This is a genomic window from Frigoribacterium sp. MEB024, assembly GCF_000878135.1.
Taxonomy (GTDB): Bacteria; Actinomycetota; Actinomycetes; order Actinomycetales; family Microbacteriaceae; genus Frigoribacterium.
In genome coordinates this window covers 1-19958 of the sequence record NZ_JXQZ01000061.1, presented here as the reverse complement: position 1 = coordinate 19958, position 19958 = coordinate 1, and the positions used below count along the sequence as shown (strand labels likewise).

General features: G+C 73.3%; 18 protein-coding genes. 9 read left to right on the top strand and 9 right to left on the bottom strand.

Features of this window, described 5'->3' with window-relative positions; all coding sequences use genetic code 11:
- A partial coding sequence (locus SZ60_RS17730; protein WP_231567148.1) for a hypothetical protein occupies nucleotides 1-240 on the bottom strand: 240 nt, incomplete at its 3' end.
- Between the two features lie 27 nt (nucleotides 241-267).
- On the opposite strand from SZ60_RS17730, the gene SZ60_RS12060 reads away from it, so the two are divergent.
- On the top strand, nucleotides 268-1710 hold the full coding sequence (locus SZ60_RS12060; RefSeq protein ID WP_043596251.1) for a nucleobase:cation symporter-2 family protein: 1443 nt from the start codon (nucleotides 268-270) through the stop codon (nucleotides 1708-1710).
- Between the two features lie 214 nt (nucleotides 1711-1924).
- On the opposite strand, the gene SZ60_RS12055 is transcribed toward SZ60_RS12060, so the two are convergent.
- The gene (locus SZ60_RS12055; RefSeq protein WP_043596249.1) at nucleotides 1925-4696 is read right to left on the bottom strand and encodes a molybdopterin cofactor-binding domain-containing protein; all 2772 of its coding nucleotides are present in this window, start codon (nucleotides 4694-4696) and stop codon (nucleotides 1925-1927) included.
- Nucleotides 4693-5625: an FAD binding domain-containing protein gene (locus SZ60_RS12050; protein WP_082060111.1), complete on the bottom strand. Its 933-nt coding sequence runs from the start codon at nucleotides 5623-5625 to the stop codon at nucleotides 4693-4695. Before SZ60_RS12050 ends, SZ60_RS12055 begins: the two co-directional genes overlap by 4 nt.
- 159 nt (nucleotides 5626-5784) lie before the next feature.
- On the opposite strand from SZ60_RS12050, the gene uraD reads away from it, so the two are divergent.
- Together uraD and uraH are read left to right on the top strand one after the other, a co-directional pair.
- On the top strand, nucleotides 5785-6348 hold the full coding sequence (gene uraD / locus SZ60_RS12045) for a 2-oxo-4-hydroxy-4-carboxy-5-ureidoimidazoline decarboxylase (protein ID WP_043596247.1): 564 nt from the start codon (nucleotides 5785-5787) through the stop codon (nucleotides 6346-6348).
- Nucleotides 6345-6671, top strand: coding sequence for a hydroxyisourate hydrolase (gene uraH, locus SZ60_RS12040; RefSeq protein ID WP_043596245.1), 327 nt, complete (start codon nucleotides 6345-6347; stop codon nucleotides 6669-6671). The genes uraD and uraH overlap by 4 nt, the downstream gene beginning before the upstream one ends.
- Nucleotides 6672-6689: 18 nt before the next feature.
- Here the strand turns inward: uraH and SZ60_RS12035 are convergent, their stop codons facing one another.
- Entirely contained in the window at nucleotides 6690-7166 is a 477-nt protein-coding gene (locus SZ60_RS12035) for a nucleoside deaminase (protein WP_043596243.1), read from the bottom strand.
- Between the two features lie 68 nt (nucleotides 7167-7234).
- A complete protein-coding gene (gene pucL / locus SZ60_RS12030; protein WP_043596242.1) occupies nucleotides 7235-8128 on the bottom strand; it encodes a factor-independent urate hydroxylase in 894 nt (297 codons plus the stop codon).
- Between the two features lie 113 nt (nucleotides 8129-8241).
- Between pucL and SZ60_RS12025 the strand changes: the two genes are divergently transcribed.
- The 5 genes from SZ60_RS12025 to SZ60_RS12005 all read left to right on the top strand — a co-directional run bounded on the left by SZ60_RS12025 (nucleotide 8242) and on the right by SZ60_RS12005 (nucleotide 14486).
- Nucleotides 8242-9387 carry an acetamidase/formamidase family protein gene (locus SZ60_RS12025; RefSeq protein ID WP_043596262.1) on the top strand — a complete coding sequence of 382 codons (1146 nt, stop codon included), beginning with the start codon at nucleotides 8242-8244 and terminating at the stop codon, nucleotides 9385-9387.
- The gene (locus tag SZ60_RS12020) at nucleotides 9380-11038 is read left to right on the top strand and encodes an AtzH-like domain-containing protein (RefSeq protein ID WP_231567147.1); all 1659 of its coding nucleotides are present in this window, start codon (nucleotides 9380-9382) and stop codon (nucleotides 11036-11038) included. Before SZ60_RS12025 ends, SZ60_RS12020 begins: the two co-directional genes overlap by 8 nt.
- A gap of 111 nt (nucleotides 11039-11149) precedes the next feature.
- A complete protein-coding gene (locus SZ60_RS12015; protein WP_043596259.1) occupies nucleotides 11150-12352 on the top strand; it encodes an alanine--glyoxylate aminotransferase family protein in 1203 nt (400 codons plus the stop codon).
- Nucleotides 12349-13641, top strand: a complete 1293-nt coding sequence (locus SZ60_RS12010) for an allantoate amidohydrolase (RefSeq protein WP_043596240.1) — start codon at nucleotides 12349-12351, stop codon at nucleotides 13639-13641. Before SZ60_RS12015 ends, SZ60_RS12010 begins: the two co-directional genes overlap by 4 nt.
- Nucleotides 13638-14486: a MurR/RpiR family transcriptional regulator gene (locus SZ60_RS12005; protein WP_082060110.1), complete on the top strand. Its 849-nt coding sequence runs from the start codon at nucleotides 13638-13640 to the stop codon at nucleotides 14484-14486. Before SZ60_RS12010 ends, SZ60_RS12005 begins: the two co-directional genes overlap by 4 nt.
- 67 nt (nucleotides 14487-14553) lie before the next feature.
- On the opposite strand, the gene SZ60_RS12000 is transcribed toward SZ60_RS12005, so the two are convergent.
- From SZ60_RS12000 to SZ60_RS11985, 4 genes are all read right to left on the bottom strand, one after another.
- Nucleotides 14554-15282: an MBL fold metallo-hydrolase gene (locus SZ60_RS12000; RefSeq protein ID WP_043596238.1), complete on the bottom strand. Its 729-nt coding sequence runs from the start codon at nucleotides 15280-15282 to the stop codon at nucleotides 14554-14556.
- A gap of 34 nt (nucleotides 15283-15316) precedes the next feature.
- The gene (gene allB / locus SZ60_RS11995; RefSeq protein ID WP_043596256.1) at nucleotides 15317-16723 is read right to left on the bottom strand and encodes an allantoinase AllB; all 1407 of its coding nucleotides are present in this window, start codon (nucleotides 16721-16723) and stop codon (nucleotides 15317-15319) included.
- Nucleotides 16716-17531: a DUF1275 family protein gene (locus SZ60_RS11990; protein ID WP_231567145.1), complete on the bottom strand. Its 816-nt coding sequence runs from the start codon at nucleotides 17529-17531 to the stop codon at nucleotides 16716-16718. The genes allB and SZ60_RS11990 overlap by 8 nt, the downstream gene beginning before the upstream one ends.
- Before the next feature lie 458 nt (nucleotides 17532-17989).
- Nucleotides 17990-19396: a carboxylesterase family protein gene (locus tag SZ60_RS11985; protein WP_082060108.1), complete on the bottom strand. Its 1407-nt coding sequence runs from the start codon at nucleotides 19394-19396 to the stop codon at nucleotides 17990-17992.
- Nucleotides 19397-19436: 40 nt separating this feature from the next.
- Between SZ60_RS11985 and SZ60_RS11980 the strand changes: the two genes are divergently transcribed.
- Nucleotides 19437-19658, top strand: coding sequence for a DUF1653 domain-containing protein (locus tag SZ60_RS11980; RefSeq protein ID WP_043596237.1), 222 nt, complete (start codon nucleotides 19437-19439; stop codon nucleotides 19656-19658).
- Nucleotides 19659-19958: the final 300 nt, after the last annotated feature.

Sequence of the window (19958 nt, the reverse complement as noted above, 5' to 3'; positions counted from 1 at the left end):
GCGCCGCGTCGAGCAGCGCCGCGCGCCGCGTCGCGCCGGCTGGCGGTGGTGCCGCGTGCCGTCCTCGACAGCCGGCCCGCGCCTCCCCTCGATGCACCCGGCATCGAACGATGCACCCGATTCCTCGTGGGTGCATCGTTCGGAACCGGGTGCATCGGCACCCGCTGCGCCGACGTCACGAGCCTGAAACACGCGTGCCGTCGCGACGAAACCCGCGTTTCGTACGCTGACGACGACCACCCGGCATCCCTACGATCAGGAGTCCCGATGTCCCAGCCCTCGTCCGTACCGGCTGCCGCCGGCGGCGCGTCCGTCGACACCGTCGAGAAGCACCCCGTCGACCGCGTCCCGCCGCTGCGGAGGCTCTTCCCGCTCGGCCTGCAGCACGTGCTCGCGATGTACGCCGGGGCGGTCGCCGTCCCGCTGATCGTCGGCGGAGCGCTGGTCGGCATGGGCCAGCTCGAGCCCGGCGACATCGCGTACCTGATCAGCGCCGACCTGTTCGTGGCCGGCATCGCGACGATCGTGCAGTCCGTGGGGTTCTGGCGCTTCGGGGTGCGGCTGCCGCTGATGCAGGGCTGCACCTTCGCCGCCGTCGGCCCGATGATCGTGATCGGCGGCGAGTACGGCATCACGGCGATCTACGGCTCGGTCATCGCGAGCGGTGTCTTCATGATGCTGCTCGCCCCGTTCTTCTCGAAGCTGGTCCGGTTCTTCCCGCCGATCGTCACCGGCACGGTGATCCTGATCATCGGCGTCTCGCTGATGGACGTCGCCGCCGGCTGGGTCGGAGGAGGCGCGGGTTCCGACGACTTCGGACGTCCCCTCGACATCGCCTTCGCCGCGGGCACCCTGCTGCTGATCATCCTGATCGAGCGGTTCGCGCCTCCTGCGCTCCGCCGTCTGTCGATCCTGCTGGGGCTCGTCGTCGGCACCCTCGTCGCCTGGCCGTTCGGGCTGACCGACTGGAGCGGAGTGGGCGAGAGCGCCTGGTTCGGCCTCGCCCTGCCGTTCCACTTCGGACTGCCGACCTTCCCGGTGAGCGCGATCGTGTCGATGTGCATCGTCGGCCTGGTGATCATGACCGAGACCACCGGGGACATCATCGCGGTGGGCGAGATCGTCGACCGGCCCGTGACGCCGCGACGACTGGCCGACGGGCTGCGGGCCGACGGCCTGTCGACCGTCATCGGCGGAGTCTTCAACACGTTCCCGTACACCGCGTTCGCGCAGAACGTCGGCCTGGTCAGCATCACCGGCGTGAAGTCGCGGTACGTGGCGACGCTGGCGGGGGGCATCCTCGTGGTGCTCGGCTTGGTGCCCGCGCTCGGGGCCGTCGTCGAGGGCGTGCCGGTGGCGGTGCTCGGAGGGGCGGGCGTCGCGCTGTTCGGCATGGTCGCGGCGAGCGGCATCCGGACGCTGTCGAAGGTGCGGTTCACCAACAGCAACATCCTGATCGTGGCGGTCGCCCTGGGCGTCAGCCTGCTGCCCACGGTCAGCCCCGAGATCTACGCGCAGTTCCCGACCTGGTTCACGATCGTGTTCGACTCGGGCATCAGCGCCGGGGCGATCGTCGCCGTGCTGCTCAACCTGCTGCTCAACTCGCCGCGGGTGCAGGCGCGCGACGAGGGCGCGGACCGCGACGTGTCGGCGCACGACGCCGTGCGCGGGCCCGCGGCACCGGCCGGGGTGACCGAGCGCGAGGTCTGAGCCGGGGCCCGGGCCCGGGGCCGTCCGCTCCCGCGTCGCACCGTCGACCGAACGTCGCACCGCGCACCTCGGCGGTGCGACGTTCGGTTCGTGGTGCGACTCGTGATCCGGTACGGACCGGATCAGGCTCGAAGGGAGAACGGATCGGCCCGACCTGGCCCGGCCTGGCCCGACCTGGCCCGGCTCGACTCGGCCCGACCTGGCCCGGCTCGGTTCAGCGACCGCCGGCGAGGCGCCAGAGTCGGTCGCGCGACATCGGCAGCTCGTACGGCCGCACCCCGAGGGCATCGCGGATCGCGTTCGCCAGGGCCGGGGCCACCGGGTTGTACGGCGCCTCGCTCATCGACTTGGCGCCGAGCGGGCCGAGGTCGTCGTGCGTGGTCGCGAAGTGCACCTCGGTCTCGGGCACGTCGCCGAACTTGGGCATCCGATAGTTGCGGAACGCCGTCGTCAGCACGCGCCCCTCGTCGTCGAGCATCATCTCTTCGTAGAGCGCGGTGCCGATCGCCTGCGCCGTACCGCCCTCGACCTGGCCGCGCAGCTGCTCGGGGTTCAGCACGACCCCGGCGTCCGCCGCCTGCACCGAGCGCAGCAGGCGCACCTCGCCGGTCGCCCGGTCGACGGCGACCTCGAAGCCGTGCACGTTGAACGCCACCGAGCGTGGGGTGCCGTCATGGGAACCGTCGGCCGTGAGCGGACCGTCGGCCAGCAGCCGCTCGCCGGACACGAGGACGGTCGCGTCGGCACCGGGGCCCACCCGCACCACGACGCCGCCCGCGACCACCTCGGGGGCCGTGCCGGTGTCGACGGCGTGACCCGCGCCTCCTGCGATCGCCAGGGCGCGGTCGACCATGGCCGCACGCAGCTTGTGGGCCGCGGCGAGCAGGGCCTTGCCCGCGACCACGACGCCGGCCGAACCGTAGGCCCCGGTGTCGTAGCGGGCCACGTCGGTGTCGGACTGCCGGACGACGACCCGGTCGGGCGTGGTGCCGAGCGCCGAGGCGACGAGCTGGGTGTGCACCGTCGTCGTGCCGTTGCCGAACTCGGCCGTGCCGACGCCGATGTCGTAGCGACCGCCGGGCAGCAGCTCGATCGAGGTGTCGGCGAAGTGACCGCGCGGCGGGATCGTGGCGATCATGGCGAGGGCCATGCCTCGCCCGGTCGACCAGGTCGGGCCGACGGGGGCAGGAGGCGCGCCCTCGGGGGCAGGAGACTCCAGCGCCTGCTCGACCAGGTCGAGGCACTGGTCGAGTCCGTAACTGCCGATCAGCAGGTCGCTCTCTTCGTCGGGGTCGGTGACCACCATCGGGTCGCCGGGGACGATCACGTTGCGGCGGCGCAGCTCGAACGGATCGATGCCGAGCTCGCGGGCCAGTTCGTCCATCGCGGACTCGACGGCGAAGACGACCTGCCCGAGCCCGTACCCGCGGAACGCCCCCGAGGGCAGGTTGTTCGTGTAGACCGACTCGGCGTCGACGCGCTTGTTCGGGCAGCGATAGACGCTGGTCGACTCGTGCACGGAGTGGTACATGACGCCGACGCCGTGGTTGCCGTAGGCGCCCGTGTCCATCAGTTGGTCGACGTGCAGCGCGGTCAGCACCCCGTCGTTCGTCGCCCCGACGCGCACGCGGACCCGCATCGGGTGGCGGGTCGGGGCGATGGTGAACTCGTCCTCGCGGGTGAACTCGTACTGCACGGGCTGACCGGTGCGCAGCACGGCGAGGGCGACCAGGTCTTCGGTGATCAGCTCTTGCTTGCCCCCGAAACCGCCGCCCACGCGAGCGGCGAAGACCCTGACCTGCTCCTGCGGCAGCCCGAAGACGTGAGCCAGCTCGTCCCGCACGAGGAACGGCACCTGGCTCGCCGTGCGGATCACGAGGCGTCCGTCGTCGTCGAGCCAGCCGCGTGAGGCATGCGTCTCGAGGGCTCCGTGCGAGACGCGCTGCGTGCGCCAGGTGCCCTCGACCACCGCGTCCGCCGCGGCCAGGCCGGCCTCGACGTCGCCGGTCTCGTCGTGCATCGCGGCCACGGTGTTGCGCTCGGGGAACGCGATGCGCGACACCTCGCTGGTCTTCTCACCGTGCAGCAGCGGGGCCCCGGCGGCGCGCGCCGTCTCGGGGTCGAACACGGCGGGCAGGGGCTCGTACTCGACCACGATCGCGGCCAGGGCGTTCGTCGCCGTGCGCACGTCGTCGGCGACGACCGCGGCCACGCGCTGCCCGCGGAACCGCAGCACGGGGTCGAGGACGAGCCCGTCGTCGGGGTCGTCCTCGCGGTCCTCGTGGCGACCGGTCGAGAACAGGGTCGCGGGGGAGTCGCGGTGCGTCAACACCAGGTGCACCCCGGGCAGCGCCTCGGCGGCGCTCGTGTCGATCGACGTGATGCGGGCGTGGGCGTGCGGGCTGCCGAGCACCGCGAGGTGCAGCAGCTTCGTCGTGCTGCGGAAGTCGAGCGTGTACGGCTCGCCGCCCGACACCACGCGCATCGCCGCCGGAGCCTTCACCGATCGTCCGGCCGCCTCGCCGTCGGCCGGGGACACCGTGTTCGAGACGCCGCAGATCGCGTCGCCGATCGCCCGGTACCCCGTGCATCGGCAGAGGTTTCCCTTCAGGAGGCGCGGCAGGTCGTCCGCGTCGGCCTCGGTGAACGTCGAGGCCGTCACCACCATGCCGGCCGTGCAGAAGCCGCACTGGAACCCGGCCGCGTCCGCGAACGCCTGCTGTACGGGGTGGGGGTGCTCGGGGGTGCCGAGGCCGGCCGCCGTCGTCACGGCCCGGCCCTCGAGCCGGTGCGCGGGATAGATGCACGAGTGCACGGGCTCGCCGTCGACCAGCACCGAGCAGGCGCCGCAGTCACCCGCGTCGCATCCCTTCTTGACCGAGTGGACGCCGTTCTCGCGCAGCACCGTCCGCAGCACCTGGCCGGGAGCGACGTCGGCGTCGAGGGGCAGGCCGTCGACCTCGAACGTGACGTGTCTCGGGGTCATCGCGCGCCTCCGGGGGTCGTGGTGGTGGGTGGCGTCCGCCTCGCGCGCGCGGCCGCGCTGCGCGGGTCGTGGGTCGTCTCGCGCACGGGTCGCCCCGGTGCGCCGGTGGCGGGTCGTCCGAGCTCGACACGCAGCTCGTCGGCGAAGCGGACGCTCATCGCGCGGCGCCAGTCGGGGTCGCCGTGGGGGTCGGAGTACCAGCAGTCGACCCGGGCGAGGGCGTCCGCCAGGGCCCGCTCGCCGGGCACCTCGTCGAAGCGCAGCTGGACCGGACGCGTCGTCCCCGCCGTGACGGTGACGACGAACTCGCCGTCGAGGCCGAGCCGGGCCGTGACGAGCGTGCCCGAGCGGCCCAGAGGGCTGAGCGAGATGCGGCGGAACCCGGTGCGCGAGCGCAACGAGTCGACCGGCACCTCGAGGGCGCGCAACACCTCGCCCGGCTCGAGGGCGTTCTGCACCACCCCGGTGACGAAGGTGGAGACGGGCTGGCGGCGTTCGCCGCCGTCGGTGGTCCAGACGAGGGCCGTGGCGTCGAGCGTGGCCATGAGCGACGTCATGGCCCCGGCGGGCAGCCCGAGGGCGACGTTGCCGCCGACCGTCGCGACGTTCCAGATCTTGAACGAGGCGAGCAGCGAGTTCGCGCACCGGTCGATCAGCGGGTGGGCGACCCAGTCGGCGTCGGCGGGCAGCCGCAGCAGCTCGGCGATGGTGCAGGTGGCGGCGACGCTGACGACGTCGCGGCCGTCGGCGGCGATGCCGCGCTCGACCGGCGTCCACCCGAGCGAGGTCAGGTCGACCAGGCCGGTCAGCCCGGGCTGCCGCTCGGAGAACAGCCACGTGCCGCCGCCGAGGGGACGTTCGCCGGGCGCGAAGACGATCTCGTCGCGGCGTGAGGGGGTGCGGATCTCGCGAACGGTGGTCAGGTCCATGGGAGACCCCACTCTGCACGACCGGGGTTTCGAGCATGTGTCGGCTCGCTCGGCGTCGAAGGACCCGTGCCCGCGCGCTGCCGGTGGCCCGGCGTCCGGGAGGCGCGGGTCGGCCAGCCACGTCCGTCGCGTCGGGGCACCGTCGCTAGGGTGTGCGTCATGATCGAGCTCGACGACGCCACCCTGCGTTCGCACCTGCTGGCCGCCCTGAACGTCGAGCGGTGGGCCGACGACGTCGCCGCGCAGTCGCCGTTCGCCGACGCCGACGCCCTGATCACGGTCGCCGCCGCCGCGGCGACGGCGCTCACCGCCGCCGAGATCGACGAGGCGATGGCACACCACCCGCGGATCGGCGAGAAGCCGGTCGGCGACGGGGCCGCCCAGGAGTTCAGCCGACGCGAGCAGGGCTCGGCGGCCGACGCCGACGACGAGACCCTCGCGCAGCTGCTGGTCGAGGGCAACGCGGCGTACGAGCAGCGCTTCGACCGGGTGTTCCTGATCCGTGCCGCCGGTCGGAGCCGGGCCGAGATCGTGGGCGAGCTGCACCGGCGACTCGGGCTCGACGACGACACCGAACGGCGAATCGTCGGGGCGGAGCTGCGCGACATCGCCCTGCTGCGGTTGCAGTCGACCTTCGCCGAGCCGGCGCCCGCCGAGCCGGCGCCCGCCGAGCCGGCGTCCGCCGAGCCATCGTCCACCGGCCACGACGAGGCCCGAGCATGAGCCACGTCACGACGCACGTCCTCGACGCCGCACTGGGCCGCCCGGCCGCCGACGTCCCCGTCGCGCTCCACGACGCACGGGGCACCGAACTCGCCACCGGCGTCACGAACGCCGACGGGCGCGTGCCCGAGCTCGGCCCGGACGCCCTGCCCGCCGCCGACTACCGACTCGTCTTCGAGACCGCCGCCTACTTCGCGGCGACCGGGCGTGACACGTTCTACCCGCGTGTGACGATCGACTTCACCCTCGCCGACGAGTCGAGCCACTACCACGTGCCCGTGCTGCTCAGCCCGTTCGCCTACTCGACCTATCGCGGCAGCTGACCCCCCTCGCACGACGGCTCAGTAGTCGGTGCGGTGGTCGTGGGTCAGCCACGCCTCGAACGGTGCCGGCGCGTTCGTCGGGCGCACCTCGTCGACGGGGAGGTCCCAGGTGGACCGGTCGCGCGCGAACAATTCGTAGAACTCGAGGTCGTCGAAACCGCCGCGTGCGGCGTCGTGCCGGTCGGCGGCGTACACGACCCGGTCGACCCTCGCCCAGAGCGACGCCGAGAGGCACAGCGGGCACGGTTCGCACGAGGTGTAGAGGGTCGTGCCGACGAGGGAGAAGTCGCCGACCACCCGGCAGGCCGCGCGGATCGCGGTCACCTCGGCGTGCGCGGTGGGGTCGAGGTCGGCCGTCACCCGGTTCCGTCCCTCGGCCACGAGCTCGTCGCCCCGGACGATGACGGCCCCGAACGGCCCGCCCCCGTTCGCGACGTTCTCGACGGCCAGTTCGATGGTGCGGGCCAGCCAGCGGGCGTCGTCGGCGTCGGTCACGGTGTCTCCTCGGGGTGGGGCTGGGACGGCTGATGCAGCGGGTGGGGGTTCGATGGACTCGACGAGGCTCACGCGAGACCCGCGGAGGCGCGCCACGCGTCGTGGGCCGGCGGCGCGTCGTCACGCAGCACGGTGGCCTCGATGAGACCGTACGGGCGATCGGCGGCCCAGAAGACCTCGCCCGGGTTCTCGAGCCCGAAGGGCGACAGGTCGTAGGCGAAGTGGTGCTTGTTCGGCGCCTTGAGTCGCACCTCGACGATCGACGGGATCGCCTCGAGGACGGCGGTGCCCATGTGCCACAGGGTCTGCTGGAGGGCGAGCGACTGGAGGGTGGCGAACTCGCGGACCATCAAGCGCTTGACCTCGGCGTACGTGGCCTCCCAGTCGACGTCGGTCGTGCCGAAGCGCCACTTCGCGTCGAGGGCCGTCGCCATGACGCGGTCGTGCGTCTCGGGCAGGGTCGTGAACTCGTCGGTCAGGAACCCGGCGAACTCGGAGCCGGTGGACTTGAGCAGGACCAAGTCCTTCAGGCCGCCCACGACGTACTCGCCGGTGTCGTCGACCGTGACGGCGGCGGTCCGGACCTCTTGCCCCGAGCGCAGCCAGGTGTGGTCGTGCTCGGTGCCGTCGACCACGGCCCGCTGCCAGTCGTACTGCTCGATCTCGATGCGGGCACCCGTCACGGGCTCGACGTCGTGGACGAAGTGGCGGGCGAGCTCGAGCCCGAAGCGCTCGACGGCCTCGACGCCTTTCGACTTCGCGAAGGCGAACGCGGTGTTCTTCTGGGTGTCGGTCGGCAGGACCGCGCTCTGGTCGCCGCGGAGGTACGCCGCGTCGAAGGGGCCGCGCAGCGCGGTCGTGACGTTGACGTCGCGGATCTCGTGTCGGGGTCCGTCGCGGTAGAAGCGCACGAGTCGCGACTCCGCCTTGCCGTACTGGTTGTCGCCGAGGATGATCGCCATGCGGCGATGATCACACAACCGTGTGAACGACTTGTTTCACGATCGACGATTTGTGAACAACTCGTTTCAGGGGGCTCATCGGGACGAGGCGTCCACTCGCTACTGTGCTGGGCATGGCGAACTCCGAGGCGACCCCAGCACCCCCGTCGGGCCCCGTTCCCGCGACTCCGATCCTGCAACCGCTGTCGTCGGGCGACCGTGACGGGGTCGTCCCCTACGTGCCCGCGACACTCGCCACGACCCTGTGGGGGCGCTTGCCCTGCGCCTCCGACGAGCCCGTGCTCACGATCGACCCGGGTACGGCCGTCCTCATCGACACCCTCAGCCACGAGGGCGTGCTCGACGACCAGGGCCGTGATCCTCGGGCCTTCTTCGCCCGCCACGGGGTGCCCCCCGAGCACGTGCTCGACGACGCGGTCGCCCTGGCCGCCGCGAGCGACGACCAGCACGGTCGCGATCCGGGTGCCGACGGCCCGCACGTCGTGACGGGCCCCATCGCGATCCGCGGCGCCCAGCCCGGCGACGTCGTCACGATGACCCTGCTCGACGCGACACCACGGGTGCCCTACGGCGTCATCTCGAATCGTCACGGTCGCGGCGCCCTGGCCGGCGAGTTCCCGCTCGGGGCCGGCCCGGTCAGCGTCTTCGCCGCCGTCGACCACGAGCCCGACGGCTCACTCGTCGGCACCCTGCCGCTCGTGCCCGGCGCCGAGAACACCGTGCGGTTCCCCCTGCACCCGTTCCTCGGCATCATGGGGGTCGCCGTCGCGGGCGACGAGCGACCGCACTCGGTGCCACCGGGCCCACACGGGGGCAACGTCGACATCGCCCTGCTGACCGAGGGCGCCTCCCTGCACCTGCCCGTCCAGGTGCCCGGGGCCCTCGCGTACGTCGGCGACCCCCACTTCGCCCAGGGCGACGGCGAGGTCGCGCTCACCGCGATGGAGGCCAGCCTGCGCGTCACGGTCCGCTTCGACCTCGTGCCGCGTGCCGAGGCCGTGGCGCTGTTCGGCGAGATCGCCGGGCCGCTGGCCGAGACCGCCGAACTGCTCGTGCCGACCGGCCTCGACGAAGACCTCGACGAGGCGGTCCGCGCCTGCGTCCGGGCGGCGATCGACCTGCTCGGGGCTCGCCACGGCATGGACCGCAGCCTCGCCTACGCCTACCTCTCGGCCGCGACGGACTTCGACATCTCGCAGGTCGTCGACCTGGTCAAGGGCGTCCACGCCCGCATCCGCAAGGCGGACTTCGGTGGCTGACGCGACGCCCGCCGCACGGCTCGTCCCCGAGGAGGGGCGGGTCGGCTCGGGCACCGTCCCCACGACCGTCGAGGGTGACCTGCCCGACGGCCTGCTCGAGGCGTTCGACGCCTACGAGCGCGCGCTCGCCGCCGACGACCAGGCCGCGCTCGCCGCCGCCTTCGAATCGACCGCCACCGTGATGCGCGCCGACGCCGGGGGCCTGCTGGTCGGGCACGACGCCATCACGGCCTTCCGGGGGAGGCGCGGGTCGGGCCCGGTCCGGCGTGTGGTCGAGTGCCACGTGCGGGTCGTCGACGCCGACACCGCCCTGGTCGTGTCGGTCAACGCCGCGGCCTCCGGCGGGCGCGGTGTCGTCACGCAGCTCTGGCGCCGCGAGTCGGGTGCGGGGTCGCGGGGTGCACGCCCGTGGCGGATCGCGTCGGCGCAGGTGCAGGCGTCGCCCCCGGCGATCGACCGCCGGGTCTGGCGGGTCGTGGGCGAGCCCTTGGTCCCGGGGAGCCGAGCGGGCGACGCGACCGGCACCGCGCCTCCTGCCCTCTCGGGCGAGACGGTCGCCGTGAAGGACTTGTTCGCGGTCGCAGGTCACGCGATCGGCGCCGGGGTGCCCGCGCGGCTCGCCGGTGCGACGCCCGAGAGCCGGCACGCGGCCGCGGTGCAGCACCTGCTCGACGCCGGAGCCGACCTGCGGGGCATCGCCCAGACCGACGAGTTCGCGTACAGCATCGCCGGACGCAACTCCGCCTACGGCACCCCGCCGAACCCCGCCGTGCCGGGGGCGATCTCGGGTGGTTCGACCAGCGGCCCGGCGGCGGCCGTGGCCCTCGGGCAGGCGAGCATCGGCCTCGGCACCGACACGGGCGGATCGCTCCGGGTGCCCGCGTCGTACCAGGGGCTCTGGGGCCTCCGCACGACGCACGGGGCCGTCGACCGCGCCGGGCTGCTCCCTCTCGCGCCGAGCTTCGACACGGTCGGCTGGTTGACCCGAGACGTCGACACCCTGCGACGCGCGGCCGAGGCGTCGTTGCCCCCGGCCGACCAGGTGTCGGTCGAGTCGTCGTACGTCGTCGATCCGGCCCTGCTCTCGCCGGTCATGCCCGAGGTGCGGGCCGAGTTCGGGCGGGCCGTCGACGAGGCGACCGCGGCGGGGCGCATGCGGCGCCCCGAGCAGGTCGTGCTGGGCGACGTCGCACAGCTGTTCGAGCTGTTCCGCGTGCTGCAGGCCTTCGAGGCCTGGCAGTCCGACGGCGGCTGGATCACCTCGCATCCCGGCGAACTCGCACCCGACGTGGCATCCCGGTTCGCGTTCGGCGCGACGATCTCCCCCCGACGGGCCGAGGAGGCGCGGGTCGCCCTCGGTCACGAACGTCGCCGCCTCGAGTCCCTCCTCGACGGGCGGGTGCTGCTCCTGCCGAGTGCATCCTCGGCCGCGCCCCCGCTGGGCGCGACCCCCGCCGAGGTGGACGCGGTGCGCTCGGCGACGCTCGGGTTGACCTGCGTCGCCGGCGTGCTGGGCGCACCGGCGGTGTCGGCACCGGTCCTCGAGGTGCCCCTCGCCTCCGGGCGGAGCGCGCCCGTCGGGCTGTGCCTCGTGGGCCCCCGCGGGGCGGACCTGTTCTTGCTCGATCTCGCGGCGACCTGGGCGACCTGATGCCCGCCTCGGTCGGTGACCGACGAGTTCACCTGGCTGAAACACGGGTTGCGTAGGGTGGGTCGGGTGAAACGCGTCTTCCAGCCGATCGACCCGCCCGCCCGCCTCTTGATGGGCCCCGGCCCGATCAACGCCGATCCCCGGGTGCTCCGCGCGATGTCGGCGCAGCTCGTGGGGCAGTACGACCCGGCCATGACCGCCTACATGGACGAGACCCAGGCGCTCTACCGCGAGGTGTTCCAGACCTCGAACGAGCAGACCCTGCTCGTCGACGGCACCTCGCGCGCCGGCATCGAGGCCTCGCTCGTCTCGCTGATCGAGCCGGGTGACAAGGTGCTCGTGCCCGTCTTCGGCCGCTTCGGGCACCTGCTGCGCGAGATCGCCGAGCGCTGCGGGGCCGAGGTCCACGTCATCGAGGTGCCCTGGGGGCAGGTGTTCGCCCTCGAGACCGTCGTCGAGGCCATCGAGCGCGTCCAGCCGAAACTGCTCGCGGTCGTGCACGGCGACACCTCGACGACCGTCGCCCAGCCGCTCGAGGGGCTCGGCGAGGTCTGCGCCCGCCACGGCGTGCTGTTCTACACCGACGTCACGGCGTCCATCGCCGGCAACGCCTTCCGCACCGACGAGCTCGGCCTCGACGCCGTCAGCGCCGGCCTGCAGAAGTGCCTCGGGGGCCCCTCGGGGTCGTCCCCCGTCACCTACAGCGAGCGGGCCGTCGAGGTGATCCGGGCCCGCACGTCGATCGAGGCCGGCATCCGCACCGAAGGCGACACGACGAGCACCCACCGGATCGCCTCGAACTACTTCGACCTCGCGATGATCTTCGACTACTGGGGCCCTCAGCGCCTCAACCACCACACCGAGGCGACCACGATGCTCTGGGGTGCCCGCGAGTGCGCCCGCCTCGTGGTCGACGAGGGAGTGGACGCCATGGTGGCGAGACACGAGCTGCACGGCCGCGCCATGCTCGCCGGGGTGCAGGGGCTCGGCCTCGAGACCTTCGGTGACCTCGCGCACAAGATGAACAACGTGGTCGCCGTGGTGATCCCCGACGGGGTCGACGGCGATCGGGTGCGGGGCGCCCTGCTCGCCGACTTCGGCATCGAGATCGGCACCTCGTTCGGCCCGTTGCACGGCAAGGTCTGGCGCATCGGCACGATGGGCTACAACGCGCGTCGCGACACCGTGCTCACGACCCTCGCGGCGCTCGAGGCCGTGCTGCGCCGCGAGGGCGCGCCGATCACGAGCGGCGGCGGCGTCGGTGCCGCCTACGACGTCTACCTCGACGCCGACCGAGCAGGAGGCGCGGCGTGAGTCCCGAGGCCACCACCGCCCGGGAAGACGGTCCCTTCGACGAGGCCCGTCTCGTCCTCGAACGCTGCGATGCCCTGGCCGCGGTCTCGAGCAGCCCGACCGGCATCGAGCGTGTGTACCTCTCGCCCGAGCACGCCCGGGTCAACGCCATGGCCGCCGGATGGATGCGACAGGCCGGCATGACGACGTGGCAGGACGCGGCAGGCAACCAGCGCGGCCGCTACGAGGGCACCGAGCCCGGCCTGCCCGCCTTGTTGCTCGGCTCGCACCTCGACACGGTGCCCGATGCCGGGCGTTACGACGGCATCCTCGGCGTGCTGCTCGGCATCGCCCTGGTCGAACGCCTGTCGGCCCGGGGCACCCGCCTGCCGTTCGCGATCGAGGTGCTCGCCTTCGGAGACGAAGAGGGCACCCGCTTCGGCACCGCCCTGCTCGGTTCCCGTGCGGTCGCCGGCACCTGGCTGCCCGAGTGGTGGTCCCTGGCCGACGCCGCCGGAACGACGCTGCGCGAGGCGTTCCTGGCCTTCGGGCTCGACCCCGACCGGGTCGCCGACGCCGCCTACGAACCGGCCGACGTGATCGGCTACCTCGAGACCCACATCGAGCAGGGCCCCTACCTCGAGGAAGCCGATCGGCCACTCGCCGTCGTCTCGTCGATCGCCGGCGCGCGACGTTTCGAGCTGACCCTGATCGGCGTCGCCGGGCATGCGGGTGGCGTGCCGTTCCACCGTCGGCACGACGCGCTCGCCGGGGCCAGCGAGATCGTCCTGGCGGTCGAGCGACTGGCCCGAGAGGCCGACTGCATCGCCACGGTCGGCCGGCTGCAGGCCTTCCCCGGCGGCGTGAACGTCATCCCGGGCCTCGTCGAGTTCAGCCTCGACCTCCGCGGCGAGCACGACGACCGACGCGACCAGGTGTGGGCCGACATCCAGGCCGTCGCGACCGAGGTCGGCGAGCGTCGCGGCCTGACCTTCTCGGTGGACGAGACCCACCGTGCGCCGGCCGTCGTGGCCTCGCCGCGCCTCCGGGGGTTCGTCCGCGAGGGCATCGCCGCCACCGGCGACGCCGACCCGATGGTCCTGTTCTCGAAGGCCGGGCACGACGCCATGGCCGTCGCCGAGCTGACCGAGTGGGCCATGCTGTTCGTCCGCTGCGGCAACGGTGGCATCAGCCACCACCCCGACGAGATCGTCACGATCGACGACGTGGCCGTCGCGCTCTACGCCTTCGAGGCCGCCGTGCTCGCGGTCGCCGCGGCGCACCCGGTCGCGGCGCAGGCACGCGCGTGAGCGACCAGGTCGAGGGGGCGGGCATCCGTGACCGCATCGACTCGGGCTACGGCCGCCTCTCGCCGCAGGAGCAGCGAGCCGCCGACTTCATCCTCGACCACCTGGACGATCTCGCCGTCTACACCGCGACCGAGATCGCCGAACAGAGCGGCGTCTCGAAGGCGACGGTGTCGCGGCTGTTCCGGCGGCTCGGCTTCACCGACGCGCAGGAGGTGCGCGACCAGGCGAGGGCGTCGCGCAGCCGTGGCGTCCCGGTCGGGCCGACCCGCGCCTCCGGGGGGCTCGCCGAGCACGCCGAGGCCGAACGTCGCAACCTCGACGTGATGCTCTCGGGACTCGCCGACGGTCGACTCGGGCGGGCCGCGGCGTTGGTCGCCGGCGCCGAGCGGGTCGTCGTGGCCGGGTTCCGCAACAGCTACCCGGTGGCGCTCCACCTGCGGCAGCAGTTGGTCCAGGCGCGGGACGACGTGCGCGTGGCACCGCAGCCCGGTCAGTCCATCGGCGAAGAGCTGGTCGGACTCGGGGCGCGCGACGTCGTCGTCCTGGTGGGGTTCCGCCGTCGGCCGGCCGGGTTCACCGGCGTCCTGTCGTCCCTGGCTGCGCGTGGTGTGCCGGTGGTGCTCGTGGCCGATCCGTCGCTGCGCGGCGTCGACGTGACGGTGAGGCTCGACTGTCCGGTCGAGACCCCGGCCCCGTTCGACAGCTACGCGAGCGCGATGAGCCTGGCCGCCCTGCTCGCCGGGGCGGTTCTGACCGAGACCGTGCGCGCCGGCCGACCCGAAGGCGGTCGCAGCCGCGTCGCCGAGATCACCGAACTGTACGCCGAGCTGTCCGAGCTCGAATAGGTCTGCAGTCGAACCTCGAGATGCAGCACTGACCGGCGGGTGACGAACGCCGAGGGGCTGGCGGTGCTCAGCGGCGCAGCACCGGCCCGTGACCCGGCAACACCACCCGTGCCCCGCGGTCGACCAGCCGCCCGTAGGTGCGCCCCGCCTCGGCCAGGTCGGAGTGGAAGATCGGGTGCAGCATCTGCACGCCGTCGAGCCGTGAGGTCGGGTGGCCGGTCACGAGGGCGTCGCCCGTGATCAGGACGTCGTCGTCGGGCAACGCGAAGACGGTGTGCCCGGGGGTGTGACCGACCGCGGCCGTCGGCACGACGCGGTGACCGCTGAACGTGCGTGACGCCCCGAGGTCGAGAGGCACGACGTCGGTCACGGCCACGTCGCCCAGGCCTCCGGCACGCACCGCGTGCAGCACCCAGCGGGCGAACCGCGGCTTGTACAGGTGCGGCAGGACGTCACCGACGGTGACCTGGTGCAGTTGCTCGCGGGTCACGTTCGGCACCTCGGCGGGTGCCGCGAAGACCTCGAACTCGTGTCGCCGGCGCAGGGCGGTGATCGTGCCGATGTGGTCGCTGTGCCCGTGCGTCACGAGCACCGACGTGAGCCGGGCGTCACCGTCCGTAGCCGACGCCACGGCCCGGAGCGACGACTCCACCAGCTCGAGGTCGGCCGGGTAGCCGGCGTCGACCAGCGTCAGGGTGCCGTCGCCCGCGAGGATCGTCCAGTTCGACGCGGGACCCTCGACGAAGTGCACGCCCGGTGCGACCTCGACGGGAGCCGCCGGCCTCGTCGGGCTCACGCCGCGACCTCGGCGGAGGCTCCAGGGCTGCCCTTCACGAGGCGACCCCGGTGTCGGGGCGGACGAGCAACCGCGCCGGAGGCGCGCTCGGCCCCGCCAGCCGGCCGCCCACCCACGTCGCGGCGACCTCGCCGAACAGGCGAGCGTCGTCGTACGCGGTCACGGGGTTGCGGTGCGAGAGGTCGTCGACGTCGATCGTCACGGGCGTCTCGGGGGCGAAGGCGACGAGGTCGGCGTCGGCGCCGACCGAGATCCGCCCCTTCGTCGGCAGGCCGACGAGCGCGGCCGTGCCACGGGACATCCATCCGACGACGGCCTCGAGCGGGATGCCGCGCTGCCGTGCCCCGGTCCACACGGCGCGGAAGCTCAGTTCGAGACCCGAGATGCCGCCCCACGCCACGTCGAAGTCACCGTGCGCGGCGTCGGGGCCTCCGGCGAACTTGAGCTCTCGGGTCGACGGCGAGTGGTCGCTCGCGACGACGTCGATCGTGCCGTCGACGAGGGCCTGCCAGAGCAGCTCCCGGTTGGCCTCGCCGCGGATCGGCGGGCAGCACTTGAACTGCGTCGCGCCGTCACCGATGTGCTCGGCATCGAAGGTGAGGTAGTGCGGGCAGGTCTCGACCGTGAGTCGCAGCCCCTCGGCCTTGGCCGCCCGGATGGTGTCGAGCGCCGTCGCCGACGAGAGGTGCAGCACGTGGGCACGGCCACCCGTGGCGCGCAGGGCGTCGACCACGTGCTCGATCGCCGTGCGCTCGACCACGTCGGGACGCGAGCGGACGAACGCGTCGTAGGCCGCGCCTCCTGAGGGCAGCTCGGGCGCCTCGGTCGGCGAGGCCGCGGCGGCGTCGAGGCCCTCGGGGTCTTCGGCGTGCACGATCAGCAGGCCGTCGAAGACCGCCAGTTCGGCCATCGCCTGGTGCAGCTGCTCGGTCGACAGGTGTGGGAACTCGTCGACCCCCGACGGCGAGAGGAAGGCCTTGAACCCGAAGACGCCGGCCTCGTGCAGCGCCCGCAGGTCGCCCGTGCCGAGGTTCGCCGGGATCGCCCCGCCCCAGAACCCGACGTCGACGACCGACTGGGGGCCCGCGGCGGCGCGCTTCTGCTCGAGGGCGTCGACGGTCGTCGTCGGCGGGATGCTGTTGAGGGGCATGTCGACGATCGTCGTGACGCCCCCGGCGGCGGCGGCACGGGTCGCCGTCGCGAAGCCCTCCCACTCGGTGCGGCCGGGCTCGTTGACGTGCACGTGGCTGTCGACGACACCGGGCAGCAGCACCTGGTCGTCGGGGAGGGTCACGTCGACGCTGGCGTCGACCTGGTCGGTGAGGCCGCCGACGGCGACCACGCGGCCGTCACGGACGGCGACGCTCGCCTCGCGCCAGGCGCCGTCGACCAACGCACGACGGGCCCGGACGACGAGGTCGTGGTGCACGGCGTCAGCCACGAGCGTCACCGTTCGCTCCGTCGGCCGCCGGGCGCGCCTCCTGGACTGCTGACTCCGCGGAGGCAGTCGGGGTCGCCGACACCGTCGCTGCCGACGCCGCGGCCGCCTGGGCCTCGCGCGCTTCGACCTCTTTCCGCCGCTCGCGCAGCAGGTGCCCGGTCAGGGCGACGAGCAGCGTCAGCCCGCCCGCGACGCCCATGCCCACACCGATGTGCACCTGCAGCAGCAGGGCCCCGACGCCTGCCCCGGCGAGGATGAGCGCGACGGCGAGCACCCGCCGCGGGAAGTTCTTGCCCGTCCCGCCGGCGAGCTTCGACTCGGACGCGAGCCCGACGATCGTCGACGTGACCACCACGGTCGTGACGTCGGCCACGGCGATCTTGCGCGCGGCGGCGGCCTGCAGGCCCATGGCGGCGCCGAGCAGGCCGGTGATCGTGAAGGCCCACGGCGTGTTCTCTTCGGGCACGACGAAGAAGGTCGAGATGCCGAGCCCGAGCAGCACGCCGCCGGTCACCCCGAACGAGATCGTGCTGCGGCCCGACCAGCCGAGACGACCGCCGCGCAACACACGGCCGCCGATCGCGGCCCCGAGCAGGAACGCGGCGAGGGCCACGATCGGACCGACGATCGGCAGACCGTCGGCCTGCGCGATGGCCATGCCGAGGATGACCACGTTGCCGGTCATGTTCGCGGTGAAGACCCGGTCGAGGCCGAGGTAGCCGACGGCGTCGATGATGCCGGTGGTGAACGTCAACGTCAGCATCATGACGAGGTGCATGCGCGCCTGGTTGCGGCGGAACTTCTTCACGGGGGTCCTCAGGTGCTCGGCGCCGCGGGGCACGGCGGGGCGGGCGACTACGGCGGCGTCGGCGCATCGGTTCTGCCGTCGATCGTATTGTCGCCGCGCCGTCGTGTGCGAACCCCGGGCCGTGCCTGTGGACGGACGGCGGCGCGGTGCGGTTGGGGAGGAGCCGTCCGACCCGCTCGTGACCGGGAGAGCCTGCCGAACCCGAGCCCGAACCCGAGCCCGAACCCGAGCCCGAACCCGAACCCGAACCCGAACCCGGCTTCGCGTCGCGGCGGGCCGAACCCGACCTCTTCCAGGCGTTGCGGCGGGCCGAACCCGACAACGCCGCGAGGACACGCCGTCGACGGACTGATGTGAGCGGCGTGTCGCCGGCCCGGTGTCGCGATTTGCACGGAGGGCAGGGCAGGGCCGGGGCGGGGCGTGGCAGGGCAGGGCAGGGTGGGGTGGGACGGGCCCGGTCAGCGGCGGCGGACGACCAGCGTGTCGGCGAGGCCGGCCGTGGCGTCGGCGGCGACCGTGCCGGTGCGGGCGAAGTCGGCCCACACCTGGCGCACCTTGCGGCCACGGCGGTCGACGTCGTCCCAGTCGGTGGTGCCGATCAGGCGGGTGTGCGCCCAGGCCTCGCGTCCGCCGAGCAGCAGCGGCAGCTCGGTGATGTGGGCCGCGCCGAACGCCGTGCCCTCGGGCTCCCAGGTGAACTCGAACGTGGAGACGCGCCCGCCCGCGGCTCGGTGCCGTTCGGCGAAGGCTCGACCGGCCCGGTGGTAGACCGCCTTCGTCGTGGCGTCGACCATCACGCGCCGGATGGCCCGGCCGACCACGGGCAGCCCGAACAACCGCTGCAGCAGGGGGGAGAACTCGGCGAACACCGCGGTCTCGTCCGAGGTGGCACCGATCAGCAGGTCGATCTCGGGCGCGACCTCGCGCCAGGCGTCGTCGGCTGCGGACTCGGCCGGCAGCGGTGCCCTCCCGTACTGGACGCCGAAGGCCATGCCGCCGCGCAGGCCGAAGCGCTTCGCCGCCCGCTCGGCCACGGACTGCCCGGCGAGCAGCTCGTCGAGCGGTGCGTCCTTGCGGGGCGTTCCCACCGCCTCCGTCATCGCCTCGACCATGCGGCTGCGGCCGCGCACGATGCCGAGCGGGGCGCTCTGCACGATGGCCCGGGCGAACAAGCCCCGGGCGCCCTCGCTGATCATCAGGTGCGCGATCGCGTCGCCGCCGGCCGACTGGCCGAACAGGGTGATGCGCGAGGCGTCGCCGCCGAACGCCTCGATCGTGTCGTGCACCCAGCGGACCGCTGCGAGCTGGTCGAGCAGCCCGAGGTTGGCGGGCACCTCGTCGCCGACGCCGAAGAAGCCGAGCATCCCCAGCCGGTAGGTCACGGTGACGACGATCACACGTTGCTCGGCGACGAGGGCGCGCGGGTCGTAGACGCGCAGGTCGCCCGCCCCCGACACGTACGAGCCGCCGTGGATCCACACCATGACCGGCACGCGCTCGTCGGTGAGCAGGTCGGCCGGCAGGGTGATCGAGAGGCGTTGGCAGTGCTCGTCGTCGACCATGCCGACGGCGGCGCCCTCGATCAGGGCGTCGAGCCCGGGAGACGCGACCTGCGGCGAGGCAGGGGCACGGTCGAAGGCGAGCAGCGGGGACGACCAGGGCGCGACCGGGCGCGGCGGCTCGAAGCGATCGGCTTCGGCGTAGGGCACCCCGAGGACCCGCACGACGTCACCGTCGACGCGACCCACGACCCGGCCGCCGGGGGTGTCGAACTCCCGGCGGGCAGCCCGGTCGTCGGTGTCGACGACGGGCTCGCCCGGGGTGGTCGGCGTGCTGGCGGTCGAGCGGGGAGCGTCCTGGGTCACCCGACCATCGTGCCCCTCACCGCCCGTCTAGGCTCGCGGGATGACCGCCGACACCCCTCCCGCCCCGGGCTTCTACCGCCACTTCAAGGGCGGCCGCTACGAGGTGCTCGGCACCGCCCGTCACAGCGAGACGGACGAGCCGCTCGTCGTCTACCGCGCTCTCTACGGCGAGCAGGGGCTCTGGGTGCGGCCGCTCGCGGCGTGGTCGGAACAGGTGCGACGCGACGGGTACGAGGGCCCGAGGTTCTCGCCCGAGGGCTGACCGGCCCGGTCGCGGCCCGTGCGCCCGCCCTGCGGCGGTCGACGACGAGACGACGAGCCGACGAGCCGAGGAGGCGCGGGCCGGGTCAGCGAAGTCACAGCCGCTTGATAGCCGCGCGGCCGGACACTCGGCTCATGAAGTTCTCACGTCGCTCCCAGCGCTCCCAGGGTGCAGCCACAGACGGGAGCGCCACGGACGACGCGGCCCGCACCGCCGACCCGGCCGCGGCCGCCACCGTCCCCGGCGACCCGGCCGGCGCCTCCTCGTCCAGAGCCGCCCTCCCCGCGGCCGCCCTCCCCG

Coding starts and splice junctions, on each gene's coding strand:
- uraH (WP_043596245.1), top strand. CDS start 6,345: ATGAGCCACGTCACGACGCACGTCCTCGACGCCGCACTGGGCCGCCCG.
- pucL (WP_043596242.1), bottom strand. CDS start 8,128: ATGGCGATCATCCTCGGCGACAACCAGTACGGCAAGGCGGAGTCGCGA.
- SZ60_RS11980 (WP_043596237.1), top strand. CDS start 19,437: ATGACCGCCGACACCCCTCCCGCCCCGGGCTTCTACCGCCACTTCAAG.
- SZ60_RS12060 (WP_043596251.1), top strand. CDS start 268: ATGTCCCAGCCCTCGTCCGTACCGGCTGCCGCCGGCGGCGCGTCCGTC.
- SZ60_RS12025 (WP_043596262.1), top strand. CDS start 8,242: ATGGCGAACTCCGAGGCGACCCCAGCACCCCCGTCGGGCCCCGTTCCC.
- uraD (WP_043596247.1), top strand. CDS start 5,785: ATGATCGAGCTCGACGACGCCACCCTGCGTTCGCACCTGCTGGCCGCC.
- SZ60_RS12050 (WP_082060111.1), bottom strand. CDS start 5,625: ATGGACCTGACCACCGTTCGCGAGATCCGCACCCCCTCACGCCGCGAC.
- SZ60_RS12055 (WP_043596249.1), bottom strand. CDS start 4,696: ATGACCCCGAGACACGTCACGTTCGAGGTCGACGGCCTGCCCCTCGAC.
- SZ60_RS12015 (WP_043596259.1), top strand. CDS start 11,150: ATGGGCCCCGGCCCGATCAACGCCGATCCCCGGGTGCTCCGCGCGATG.